Here is an 11,938-nt window from a genome sequence, read left to right as displayed (position 1 = left end):
GGCGCCCTGCTCCAGGGCGCTGGCGGCGGTGCCGCGGTGCAGGTCCTCGAGCTGCTGCAGGCGGCCGTCGGCGGCCGCGGCGCGGGTGCGGGCGCGCTCGCGCAGCACTTCGGGGATGTCCCCCTCGGCCCGGGCGCGGGCCTCCGCCAGCAATGCCGCCGGGTTCACCTCGGCGTCCGGGTCCGGGGTAAAGGTGTCCGCCAGCAGCGCCGCCGCGGTGTCCCTGAGGCCGGCGATCTCCGCCACCAGGTCGGCGTCGGTCCAGGCGCTGTGGCGCGCCTCGGCGGCCTCGGCCTGCGCCAGGGCCTCGCCGGCGGCGCGCAGCTCCGCCTCCAGCAGATCCAGGCGCTGGCGGTAGAGGTCCGCCGCCACCTCGGCACTGTGGGCGTCCTCGCGGGTGACTGCGACGGCGGCGCCGAGGTGCGCCCGCGCGATCAGCAGCTCCTCCAGCTCATCGCTGGCCCCGGCGATCTCCGCCGGCTCCAGATCGCTGCCGGACAGGGAGCGGCGCAGCGCGGCTATGGCCCTGTCCAGCGCCGCCGCCTCGGCCGCCAGCGCGGTCTCGTCCGCCCGCGCCGCGTCGAGGGCCGCACGGGAATCGTTGAAGGCCGCCTGGGCCTCCTGTTTGAGTTGCCGGTAGTTGTCCCGCCGGGCGGTGGCAAAGCTCGTCATTGCAGCAGTCACTGGAAATCTCCTTCTGTATTGGGCGCACCGGGAACGCCGCTCACACCGCAACCTCCCGGTAGGCGCGCCCGGATTTCTCGTATTCCCGTTTGATGGCCTGGATAAAATGGCGTTTGTGCAGCGCGCCGCCGTCGGCGGCGGCGAGGAAAGCGGCGCCCAGGGCGGCGTTCCTGATGTGGCCGCCAACGATCGGGAACTGCGCCGCCAGTTCGGCCAGGTCGACGTCCTCCGCCAGCGGCGCCCCCTCCGGGATATGGCACTGCCACAGGCGCAGGCGCTCGCGCTGGCCCGGCTCCTCGAACTCGATGATGAAATCCAGCCGTCGGCTGAAGGCGCTGTCGATGTTCTGGCGGTAATTGGTGGCCAGCACCGCCAGGCCGTCGTAGCGCTCCAGCCGCGACAGCAGGTAGGCGGTCTCCAGGTTGGCGTAGCGGTCGTGGGCATCGGAGACTTCCGTGCGCTTGCCGAAGAGCGCGTCCGCCTCGTCGAAAAAGAGCACCGCGCGGGCGCTCTCGGCGGCGGCAAAGACCCGCGCCAGGTTTTTCTCCGTCTCCCCGATCCACTTGGAAACCACCCGCGACAGGTCCACCTGCAGCAGGTCCACGCCCATGGCGCTGGCCATCACCTCCGCCGACAGCGTTTTGCCGGTGCCCGGCGGGCCGGCGAACAGCATGCGCACGCCGCGGGCGCCGCGGCGGCCGTCGAGAAAGCGCCACTCGTCCAGCACCTGCGGCTGCAGCAGCAGGCGCCCGGCGGCGTCGCGGAGCTGGTCCAGTTGCGGTGCCGGCAGCACCAGCTGCTCCCAGCCGGCACCGGCCTCCAGCAGATGGATGCCGGCCCCGAGCCCGCCCTGGGAGCGGGCGCGCACCGCGCCGGCGATGCGCCGCCAGCGCGCCCCCTCCCCGCCCGCGGCATCGCGCAGTTCCGGGCCCAGGCGCAGGTCGTCGCAAATGCGCCTGGCGAGGAAGGGTTCGAAGGGATAGCGGGCCGCCAGTTGGCCGGCACTGTCGGCCATCTCCGGCAGCAGCTGGCGCCACATGCGCCGCAGCCCCGGCGCATCCAGCGGGCGGCAGTGCAGGCTGAGCAGCGGCCGCGCGCCGGCGTCGGTATCCGTCTCGGTGTCGGCACAGAGAATCAGCGGCGCCGGGTAGTCCCGCAGCAGCGCGAGCGGCGCGGGGGGGTTGTCCCGCGGCGCCGGGCCCGCCGGCTCCGGCGCCGATGCCAGCAGCAGCGGCACCCTGCCCCGCAGCCGGCAGTGCAACAGCAACAGCGACAGCCGCCCGGCGTCCAGGTCCGCCAGGTCCGCCGCCGCCCAGCCGAGACCGGCGCTGCGGCACAGGGCCGCGGCGCGGTTGGCGGCGGCGTCGCGGGTCTCGGCGGCCAGGCAGAGGGTGAGGGCGCCGCCGGATGCCAGTCGCGCGCCGGTGCCGGCCAGGTCGTCCAGCCAGTGCTCCAGCCCCGCGCCCCCGCCGTCCAGGGGCAGCAGCGGCAGTTCCGGCGGCCAGGCGTCCAGTTGCAGCAGCCAGTCCCAGATCCCGGGTTTCAGCGCCAGGCTGCGACTGAAGAAGGGCGCAATCGCATCGCCATCGGGGTCCCCGCCGCCGTCGCCGCCCAGCGCGAAGGGCGACAGCGCGTCCGGCTGCAGCCAGCGGCGCAGGCGCCTGCGGCCCTCCGTGTCCGGGCAGACCAGCTGTGCCGCCAGGCCGACGCTGGGCCGCGGCTGCCCCTTCGGATGCAGGCTGCGGAACAGCTCGGCGTAGCCCTCGTGCTCCTCCGCCATGCCCGCCAGCAGCAACAGTTCCACCTGCTCACGCCCCAGGCCCAGGCGCGCCACGGCACGCGCCAGCGGCGAGTCGGGGCGGGTGGCGATGCGCGCGCGGCAGTCGCCCTCCCAGTCCTCCGGCGGTGTGTCGCCGCAGAGGGCGCGGTAGCGGCTGTCGAGGAATTCCAGCGACAGGCTCAGGCCCGGCGCGGCGCCGCCGTTCAGGCGCCGCCGCAGCAGCGCCGCCAGGCGGCCGCCGAGCACCGCCAGCTCCAGCGGCAGGGCCGCCGCGGCCGGCAGGGTTGCGGGATGGGAGAGGTCATTCATAGCGCAGCACCACTACCCGGCCCAGCCAGGGCACATAGCCGGGGTCCAGGTCCAGTCCGGCGCGGCGCATCTCGGTGTCCAGGCCGTCCAGCGGCAGGCGGACTTCCGTCCAAGGGCCGCTGAGAGAAAGGGCCCCCGGGCGCCGGCAGAGCCACAGGAACAGGGCAAAGCCGCGCTCCGCGCAGTCTTCCAGGCGCGCCGCCAGGTCCGCCAGCAGCGCCCCCGCCCAGCGCTCCAGCAGCGCGGTTTCGGCGGCTTGCGGCTCGGCGAAATCCGCCTCCGCGTCCACCGCCAGGCCGCACAGCAACAGCAGCAGCGGATCCCGCCGCGGAAAAGGCGCGACCTCGAGGATCTCCTCTGCGCCCTGGCGGTCGAAGAGCCGGCGCAGCAGCTGCCACAGGATCCAGCCCAGCGGCCGCGCCGCCAGTGGCTCCCCGTCGCCGCCCTGCAGCGCCGCCAGGGGCCCCGCTTCCAGCAGCGGCAGCAGGTAGGCGAGCCCGGCCCAGTCGCTGTGCAACAGTTCCGCTTCCGCCGCCGGCGCCGCTTCCTCCGCACCCCGGGCGGCCCGCTCCCGCGACTGCTCGCGGGTGTCCGTTTCGCCGCGCACGCCGGACTCTTCCGAACGCCCTCCGGGCGCGGGCAATTGCGCCGCGGGGGAAGCGGCCTGCGGCTCACCCCCGGGTGCTTGTGCGGCCGGCACCGGGCGGGCGGCAGCGCTTTCACGCTGTCCTTCGGCTTCATCGTCGCGGGGCGCGCCTGCGCGGGAAGGCGCTGGTGTCGAGTCTTCCGTCTCGCCGCCGCCGGCGGTGGCCTCGAGCGCCTCCAACCGCTCGCGCAACAGCGCCGGGGCGCCACCGGCCAGGCCCGGCTCCCGCTCCAGCAGGCACAGCAGCAGCCAGTGCCCCGGCGCGGGAAGCCGCTGCAGCAGTGCCGGCTGGCTTTCCAGCGCGCGGGCAATGTTCGAGGATCGCAGCTGTGGCAGCAGCTGCCGCAGATTGGCCGGCTCCCGGGTGGTGTCCACCGCGGGCGGCAATCCCTCGGCGCGCTTTTCCGCGGGCGGCGCGGCGGCCGGCAAACCGGCAATCTGCGACGGCTGGGTGCAACCGGCGCCGGCCAGGGCGGCGGCGGCCAGCCACGCCAGTTCCGGCTCCGCCAGCTGTTCCAGCAGTGCTGCCAGTTCCCCCTCTGCGGCCAGCTGCAACAGCAGCGGCAGCAGCCAGCTGCGCCTGGCATCCAGGGCGTTCAGCAGCTGCGCGCGGGCCTCGGCCCGGGACGGCGCCCGCGGCAGCGCGCCGAGTCCCAGCTGGCGCCAGGCCCAGGCCCGCTCCAGGCGCCCGCGGGCCACGCCGCGGGCGAAATCCAGCAGGCCATGGAATTTCGACGGGAAACGCAGCAGTTGCGCCTCGCCGTCCGCGGCCTTGTCGACGGGACCATCCAGGGCCGCGGCTATCGCGGACGCCAGGGCGCGGGACCAGTCGCTCACCAGGGCGCCGAACCCCCTCCGCGGATCGAACTCGAGCGGCAGGTGCAGGTGGCGCAGGCAGATCTCCTGCCCGGCCAGGCCGCGGCGCGCCAGGGCGCTGTCCAGCTCCCGGCCCAGGGCTGTTTCCAGCGCCGCTTCCAGGGTCTGTTCCATGGGCCGGCGCAGGTGCCCCTGGCTCGGGGCCAGGTGCAGCAGGCGGGAGACTCGATGGATATGCACTGTCTGCATGGCTAGCCCACCTGTGTGTCCCAGCCCAGGCGGCTGCTGCCGGGCACCGTGCCGGCCCGGGGGCGGCCGATCAGGTCGCCGCGACCCAGCACCGAGGTGCCCAGTTGCAGCTGGCCGAAACCGGAACCGGCGCCGACCAGGGAGGTGAGGCCGGCGTAGAGGCCCAGCCCCAGTTGCATGCCGCCGTCCAGGGTGCAGACATCGAAGGCGGTGTGGGCGGGGCGGTGTTCGTCCAGCAGGTGGCGGATCACCGCCAGCTGTTCGCCGCCGAGCGGCGCCGCCACCAGCAGGCTGAAGCGGTGCGCCTGGCGGTCGATGGCCTCGGCTGTGGACACGCCGTTGATGGAGCGGGCGGCAGCCGCATCGGCGGACAGCTCGCCCCCGACGCGCATGCCGGCGCCGAGAATGGCGTTGGAGGATTCGCTGTTGCCCTCGAGCAGCGCGCCGCCGAGGCCGCGCAGCTTGAAGTGTTCCACCAGGTCGACGCGGACATCGCCGCCCAGGTAGATCTCCACCATGCGCTTGAGCGCCGCCACGGTGCCGCGGAAGCGGAACAGCCAGGCGCAGTCGGCGATCATCCGCCGCCGCGCCGCCTCGGGCCAGCGCCGGTCCAGCACCAGGCCCACGAAACCGGCCAGCCAGGGCAGCACCTCGGCCGGCGCGGCCATGGGGTCCAGCAGTATCTGGCGGTAGCGGGCGGCGAGATCCAGATCCCGCAGCACCCCCTCCGGCAGTGCCAGGTAGCGGCGCAGGAAGTCGGCTTCCGCCGCGCCGCGGGAGTAGACCCGCGGCAGGCGCCGGAGCAGGTCGTGGCTCGGGTACTCGGCGCGCAGGCGGCGGATTCTCGGGGTCTTGCGGTCGGCGCCGCGCAGTTCCAGCTGCACCCACAGGTAGCGTCCCGGCGGCGCCGCGATCGGCGCCTCGTAGGTGACGAACGGCCCCTCCCCCGAGCCGGCCCAGGGCAGTTCCGCGGCACCGCGGCGAAAGAGTTTCTGCGCTTTCGGCTCCAGTTGCTGCAGCGTTGCGCGGGGCGGCATCGGCGGCGACAGGTCCGGCCGCGACAGGGTCAGCTCCAGGGTGTTGGCGGGCGGCGTGCGCGGTAGCGGCTCGCCGATCTCGGGCATTTCGTCCAGCACCAGGCAGCGGGCGCTGACGCTGGTGCCGCGGGGAATACAGGCGTCGATGAACAGGCGACCCCACTGGGTCTGGAAGTCGCCGCTGTCGAGGCGGAAGCTGGTGACGCGGCCGCTGCTGCAGTAGCGCAGGCGCCGGCGGCTGGCCTTCAGCAGGCGGCCGCCGGTGGACCAGTAGGCGATGTCCCCGTCCGGGTGCAGCACCAGGCCGCGGCCGTCGTAGCGGTGCAGGCGCAGCGGCGGCAGTTCGCTGCGGGAACCCTCCCGGCAGGCGAACCGCTCTAGCCGGCTGCCGGCGCCGCTGGCAACGCAGACGATGTCCCCGCCGCCGGCGTGGGCGCCGGGGCGCACGGCGATATGGGTGGCACCGGGCACCGGGAAGGCGTCGTCCGGCCGGGACAGGGGCAGCAGCCGCGCGGACTGTCCGTCCGGCGCGTCCAGCAGGTAGAGGGTCTCCCCCGCGGCCAGGTCCCGCGGCGCGGCGACGGATTCCGGCAGCGGCTGCGCCTCGGGGCCGGTGCGCGCGGTCATGCGCATCAGCGCCGGGCTCCCCTCACCGGGCTGCCACAGCAGCACCCACACCCGCTCGCCGTCGCAGGCCAGCGCCCGGGGCGGCCGGTCGAACTGCACCCGCCGCAGCAGGCGCCGCTCCATCAGGTCGTAGACCGAGACCCGCCGGGCGCCCCGCTCGGCCACGAACAGCTGTCCGCGGCGGTCGACACACAGGTCCACCGGCTCACCCAGGGGGCCGCCGCCCTCACCCTCCGCGTCCAGGGGCGCGAATTCCCCGGGCGGGGGCGGCGGCGGCGCGAACAGCGCTTGCGGCTCGGCGTCGCCGCGGATTATGTCCACCTGCCCCAGTTCCGGGCGCGCGCGGTACAGGCGCCCCCAGGGATCGAAGGCCATGCCCGCGGAGACAGTCGGCTCGCCCTCCCAGGCGTCGTCCCAGGGCACCGCGTCCGGCTCGTCGCTCCAGGCCAGTGACACCTCGCCGAAGTCGGCGCCGCTGGCGAGCAGTGCCGTGTCGCTGTGGGCGGCGCGGCGCCACTGGTCGAGGCTGTGCAGGCTGGCAAAGGCGAAGTCGGCCACGATCAGCATTCCTCCAGCAATACGGGCACCGGCACCGGCGGCTTCTCCGCCGGTCTCGGCGCTATGGCCTCGCCCGGGTCCAGGGTCACCGGGCCCTGCTCCACGGTGATGCCGATCAGCTCCGGCAGCTGGTTGCGGGCCAGGGGCACGCGGCCGTTGTCGTCGATCCGCTGTCCCTTGCCGTCCCAGCCCACCAGTTGCAGGCCCTCCAGGTACTCGACCCCCTCCACCTGCAGCGCGGCCGCCTCCAGTTCCGGGCCGTACACCGGCCGCCCCAGGGGCCAGCCGCCGCCCTCGGGACCGTAGGGCGGCAGCGGCGCCAGGTACTGGCGGATCACCAGCTCCACCCAGTGGCGCACCGCGTCGGTGCCGTAGCCGGGCTTGACCACCAGGCCGACGGCCACTGCCACCGGCCGGTAGCTGGGGGGTATCACATAGAGCTCGGTGGTGACCAGGCGGCGCGCGTCCAGGTAGCGGCACACCCCGGCGACCTGGTTGCGGTCGGGCATGGGCGCGTTGGGTCTGTCCGGGTCCGCCGCCGGCAGCACCAGCACGCTGACCACGCCCGGGGATTCCCGCTCCGGCAGCGCCGGGTGGTAGCGCGGCAGGCACTCGGCGCGGGCGATGTTGGCGCCCGGGGCCTGCAGCGCCAGCTCGCGGAAGTCGCCCGCGGTCACCGCCCTGTCGCGCCGGCGCAGCTCGCCGGGAATCCGCTCCAGGGCCCGGGCCAGCGGTTCCGGTTCGGCGCCGCCGTAGGCGGGCAGCGGGTTTTCCACTTTCACCGGCTTGCCCGGCTGCAGCCTGTCGATGGCGGCGGCGGCCACGTTTCCGGCGGCGCCGCCCCCGTGGCGGTATTCCAGCACGCGGATGCGCTGGCCTATCTGCGGCACGAAGCCGCGCAGGCCATCGCCGAATTTCACTCGGCCGGCGGCGGCGTCGAGGCTGAAGTGGCGGTCGGACTCGCCGCTGGCGAAGAAGCCCTCGACCCGCCGCCACTGGCGCCAGCCGCCGGTCTCCTCCACCTCCAGCACCAGGCTGTCCGGCAGCACCTGGCCGTGCACCAGCTTGAAGACCTGGTTGGGCTGGCCGTTGCCGGTGCCGAGGAACTCCGGCCGCGCGCGCTCCGTCTGCTCCGCGCGCACGGCGTTGGCGCCGACGAAGCGCAGCCGGCCCAGGCGGCTGCCGTCGTGGCGGAAGGCGCGCAGCCAGCACACCAGCCGCGCCTCGTAGTCGTCCGCCAGCGGCGGCGGCAGGTCGCCGGTGCCGGGGGCATCCGGATCGTCGATGGGGAAATTGCCGATCCCGTCGATATCTGCCGGCAGCCGCAGGCGCACCACGCCCTCGCGGCTGAGGCCGGCGGTGCTGTCGCCCTCCACTCCCAAGGCACGGTATTGCGGGGTCATGTCGGCGTCGATACCAGACCATATCTGCCACTGCACCGCCGGCCCCTCGCCCTCCTGGCGGCCGGCGCCGGGGCAGCGGAAGCGCTGTGGAAACTCCGCGCCGGTGGCTTCGCCGGCGCCCTTCTCCAGGCGCGCGTCCGGCACAAAGCCCAGGTTCAGCAGCGGCGCCTGCGGCTGTGCGGCCAGCGCCTGGCGCACCGCCGCCACCAGCGCCGGCTTCTCCGCCAGTACCGGCACCCACAGGATGCCGTCCACCGCCTCGTCGAAATCCAGTACCTGCCCCGGCTCCTCCGCCCAAAGCATTTTCACGCTGTAGGGTGCCGCTTCGCCGGCGGTCTCGAGGCCGCGGCTGCGATAGGCCTGCTGGAAAAACTGCGCCTCCTCGGAATCCTCCTGCGGGGCCTCTTGGGCCATCTTGCCGACGCCGAAGGCGGTGAGCGGCAGCACGCGGACTTCGTCAAGGGTTTCGAAGGCGATGTCCCCGGCCAGGGTGCGGGAGGCCTTTTCCACCCGCACGCCGCCGGTTTCCCTGGTGGTGAAGGTCACCATGGCCCGGGCCGGTTCGGCCCGCCGCAGGGGTATCTGCAGCAGGCGCAGGAATTCCAGCTTGGTGGCCTCGGGAATCTGGTTGAAGCGGTACAGCAGGTTTTCCCCGAGGAAGGAAAACAATTCCAGCAGGGTGATGCCCGGGTCGCTGGGATTGTGATCGGTCCACTCGGGGGCGTAGACGGGGATGCGTTCGATCAGCTCGGCCTTGAGCTCCTCGAAACTGCGATCGTCCAGTACCGGTCGGTTCAGTTGCATCGTTCGCTCCGGCAAATGCGCTGGTAATCGGCCGCGGAGGGCACGCGGCCCTTCCCACCCGCGTAATTCGCCCCTGTTTTACTGACCACTGTTTTCACCCTGCAGGTAAAAGGGAAACACCAGGTTGCCGGGACTGCCGTCGCGGGCGTGGACATAGTGGATGCGGATAAGCACCACCGACGGGTCCTCCCCCGGCTCCACCGACACCTGCTGCAGTTTGATGCGCGGCTCCCACATGGCGAGTGCGCGCACCACGTCGTTCTGCATCAGTGCGCGGGTGGCGGAGTTGTTCGGTTTCATCAGGTAGCGGCGCAGGCCGCAGCCGAACTGCGGGCGCATGATGCGCTCGCCCGGTTCCGTCTCCAGGATCAGCCAGATGGACTGGCGCACTTTTTCCGGGCCGTCCACCAGGCGCAGGCTGCGTGTGCCCGCATCCGGCAGCGGCGGGAAATCCCAGCCGCGCCCGAGAAATTTTTTCAGCCCCGCGCTGTTACCATTCATGTTGTTTTCCATTCAGGTTGTTGCCGCTCACGCGCCCACCGCCTGCGCGACCGGCGCACCGCCCCGGTGAAAGGGTTTTCCCGGTGGCGGCACCACTTCGAAGTAGCTGAGGCCGTCGCCGGGTGCGGGGATCTGTCCGCCGGGCCTGCCGGGATCCGGTTCCGCGGAAAAATCCCGGCTCGCGGCGATAAACAGGTCCGCCAGTTCGTTCAGGCTGACGGTGTTTTTCAGTTTGCTCTCCAGGTCGCCGGCAAAGGCGTTGGGCGCGCCGCCGCCGGCAGAGGCGAGTTCCGCGGCGAGGGATTCCGCCAGGGTGTCGTGCAGCTGTTCCCTGCTGTCGAAGCCGCTACCTATCTCCGCCAGCACGCCCGCATCCAGCTCTATGGCCGCCTCGATATCGGGCCCCTGCACTTCCAGGTCCGCCGCCAGGCCCGCATCGATTTCCAGCGACGGGGGAATACAGAATTTGAGTTTCAACAGGAACCACAACTGGAACAGGAACATCAGGATCGGCAGGAAGAGGCGGAACAGGAACAGGGCGACGATAAAGAACAGGAAAATTGCAAAGAAACAGATCTGCTGCCCGGGCCGCGTCAACTGGTCGCCGTCGACACTGGGCATGTCCATGCCGTTGGTGCCGAAATTCAGCGACGAATTCGCCGGCGCTATGGTTTTTACCCCGGCCCCGCGCCCGGGTGGTCCCATACCGGCTTGGGCCTTCAGCGCCTGCAGGTCCGGCATCTTGATGTTGATCGGCTTGTGGCTGGTGCCGTCGATATCGAAGTATGGTGCCAGCCGGTAGCCCTCGGTGGGCCGGCTCCACACCACTTCGCCCCGGCAACAACCGGGACCGGTATTTGGGCAACAGGGTTTCCTGCGGCGCACAAAGCACTGGATTTCGTAGAGATCGCTCTCGTCGAACTGGGGGTTGCCGCCGCTGTCCATGTCCGATGCACCGGTGGGCACCAGGCCGAACCAGAGGGTTTTGCCCCGCGCCGAGTGGTTCTTGTCCGCGGGCGCCGGCGTGAGCGGGTACAGGGGGTAGATCTTTTCCTCGATCTGCTGCGGGCCCGCCTCCACCGCGCGCCAGTCGCCGAGCGCCGCGTCGTCCGGATGCGGGAACCAGCCCTGGCGCTCCGCCCTGATGCCGCGGGCGAGCAGGAAGTCCTGCAGTTCGCGGCTGCCCTGCTGCAGCTCCCCGCGCAGGGATTGCAGCCGTTTTTCGTTGACCGCGGACAGTGCCTCGCGCACAGGCGGCGTCCGGCCGGGAGCCCGTTTGCGCGCCGGTTCGCGCAGGCGCACCAGCTGCTCGCGCGCCCGCGCCAGGCGGCGCTGGCGGGCCAGCAGTTCCGGTTGCTGCGCCGGCGGCACCAGCGGCACCCGGCGGCGGACCACAAAACCGCTCTCGCACACCTGTTCGCGGCGGGTGCTGGGAAATCCGGGGGCCACGCAGTGGAGCTCGCACACCACCAGGTAGAAGCGGCTGTGGGCGTGCAGGAAGAGTTTCAGGCTCGGGTCCGAGGGGGCGGCCAGTTCCTTTGCCAGGGCGTCGCGCTGCGCGGGGGTGATGACCCGGTTGGGGTCGGCGCACAGGCGCTCGCTGAAATCCTCACCGGTGAAGTGCAGCGAGCGCTGGGGTTCGCGGATGAATTTGTCCATGAAACCCGCATCGCCGTACTTCTGCAGTATCGGTGCCGTGGTGCGGTTGGCCGGCGGCCCGCCCGCAGATTCGGAGCGGTACCAGGGGCCTACCAGTACCCAGGGGTGTTCGCTCATTGTCTCCGCGCCTCCATCAGCCGCACCTCACAACAGGTTGCCCACACCGGGGGTGTAGGTGGGCGAAGTGACCAGGGTCTTCGCCACCAGCGTGGTGCAGTTCACTATGCCGTCGAAGTTGGCCACCGGCGCCCTGACGTTCAGCACCGGTGCCTTGATATCCACGCTGGCGTTGCCGGTGATCTCCACCACGCCGGCGGCGGTGAAGGTGATCACGTGTCCGTCCGCATGGCTCAGGGTTACCGTGCTGGCGCTGTCGTCCAGCACCAGCTTGTGGCCGCTGGCCATCTGCAGGGTGATTTTTGCCGCGCCGTCGGTGTCGTCGAACTCCAGCACGCTGTTGGAGCGGGTCTTCCACACGCGGATATTGTTGGCCGCCTCCGCGGCCCGCGGCAGCGCCTCGCGCCCGTTCCAGCAACTGCCGACGATATAGGGCCTGCGCAGGTTGCCGGCCTCGAAGGCCACCACTACCTGGCTGTCCACCTCCGGCAGCGTCTGGATACCCTGCTCATTGTCCGCGTAGGGGGACAACAGCGTGGCCCAGGCGCGCACCCGGCTGTCGCCGTCGCCGCCGAGCCAGGGGAATTTCACCTCGATGCGCCCCAGGCTGTCCGGGTCGACGAGGTCCGTCACTATCGCCGGATAGACGCCGAAATAATTCTGCTCACCGCCGTCGGCGACAAAGTTTCCACTCATGCATTTCCCCCGTGTTGCCCTTTCTGCGCGGGCCACTGCATACGTCTCGAAA

General features: G+C 71.9%; 8 protein-coding genes. All 8 read right to left on the bottom strand.

Annotated features, from left to right (window positions below; genetic code table 11):
• On the bottom strand, positions 1 to 684 hold a 684-nt coding region (locus AC6R19_RS21220), incomplete at its 3' end, for a hypothetical protein (RefSeq protein WP_500581880.1).
• Positions 685 to 724: 40 nt separating this feature from the next.
• Positions 725 to 2,773 carry an ATP-binding protein gene (locus AC6R19_RS21215; protein ID WP_500581879.1) on the bottom strand — a complete coding sequence of 683 codons (2,049 nt, stop codon included), beginning with the start codon at positions 2,771 to 2,773 and terminating at the stop codon, positions 725 to 727.
• On the bottom strand, positions 2,766 to 4,484 hold the full coding sequence (locus AC6R19_RS21210) for a hypothetical protein (protein WP_500581878.1): 1,719 nt from the start codon (positions 4,482 to 4,484) through the stop codon (positions 2,766 to 2,768). Before AC6R19_RS21210 ends, AC6R19_RS21215 begins: the two co-directional genes overlap by 8 nt.
• 2 nt (positions 4,485 to 4,486) lie before the next feature.
• On the bottom strand, positions 4,487 to 6,706 hold the full coding sequence (locus tag AC6R19_RS21205; protein ID WP_500581877.1) for a phage tail protein: 2,220 nt from the start codon (positions 6,704 to 6,706) through the stop codon (positions 4,487 to 4,489).
• Between the two features lie 2 nt (positions 6,707 to 6,708).
• Complete coding sequence (locus AC6R19_RS21200) at positions 6,709 to 8,913, bottom strand: putative baseplate assembly protein (RefSeq protein ID WP_500581876.1); 2,205 nt, start codon at positions 8,911 to 8,913, stop codon at positions 6,709 to 6,711.
• A 78-nt stretch (positions 8,914 to 8,991) separates the two neighbouring features.
• Complete coding sequence (locus AC6R19_RS21195) at positions 8,992 to 9,414, bottom strand: GPW/gp25 family protein (RefSeq protein WP_500581875.1); 423 nt, start codon at positions 9,412 to 9,414, stop codon at positions 8,992 to 8,994.
• 27 nt (positions 9,415 to 9,441) lie between these two features.
• Positions 9,442 to 11,190 (bottom strand): hypothetical protein, encoded by a 1,749-nt coding sequence (locus AC6R19_RS21190; RefSeq protein ID WP_500581874.1) that lies wholly within the window; start codon positions 11,188 to 11,190, stop codon positions 9,442 to 9,444.
• 27 nt (positions 11,191 to 11,217) lie between these two features.
• Positions 11,218 to 11,886, bottom strand: a complete 669-nt coding sequence (locus AC6R19_RS21185) for a phage baseplate assembly protein V (RefSeq protein ID WP_500581873.1) — start codon at positions 11,884 to 11,886, stop codon at positions 11,218 to 11,220.
• Between the last annotated feature and the right edge of the window lie 52 nt (positions 11,887 to 11,938).

Source organism: Microbulbifer sp. SE14, from assembly GCF_059834885.1.
This window is presented reverse-complemented; position numbering and strand designations above follow the sequence as displayed.

Coding starts and splice junctions, on each gene's coding strand:
- AC6R19_RS21215 (WP_500581879.1), bottom strand. CDS start 2,773: ATGAATGACCTCTCCCATCCCGCAACCCTGCCGGCCGCGGCGGCCCTG.
- AC6R19_RS21210 (WP_500581878.1), bottom strand. CDS start 4,484: ATGCAGACAGTGCATATCCATCGAGTCTCCCGCCTGCTGCACCTGGCC.
- AC6R19_RS21200 (WP_500581876.1), bottom strand. CDS start 8,913: ATGCAACTGAACCGACCGGTACTGGACGATCGCAGTTTCGAGGAGCTC.
- AC6R19_RS21195 (WP_500581875.1), bottom strand. CDS start 9,414: ATGAATGGTAACAGCGCGGGGCTGAAAAAATTTCTCGGGCGCGGCTGG.
- AC6R19_RS21190 (WP_500581874.1), bottom strand. CDS start 11,190: ATGAGCGAACACCCCTGGGTACTGGTAGGCCCCTGGTACCGCTCCGAA.
- AC6R19_RS21185 (WP_500581873.1), bottom strand. CDS start 11,886: ATGAGTGGAAACTTTGTCGCCGACGGCGGTGAGCAGAATTATTTCGGC.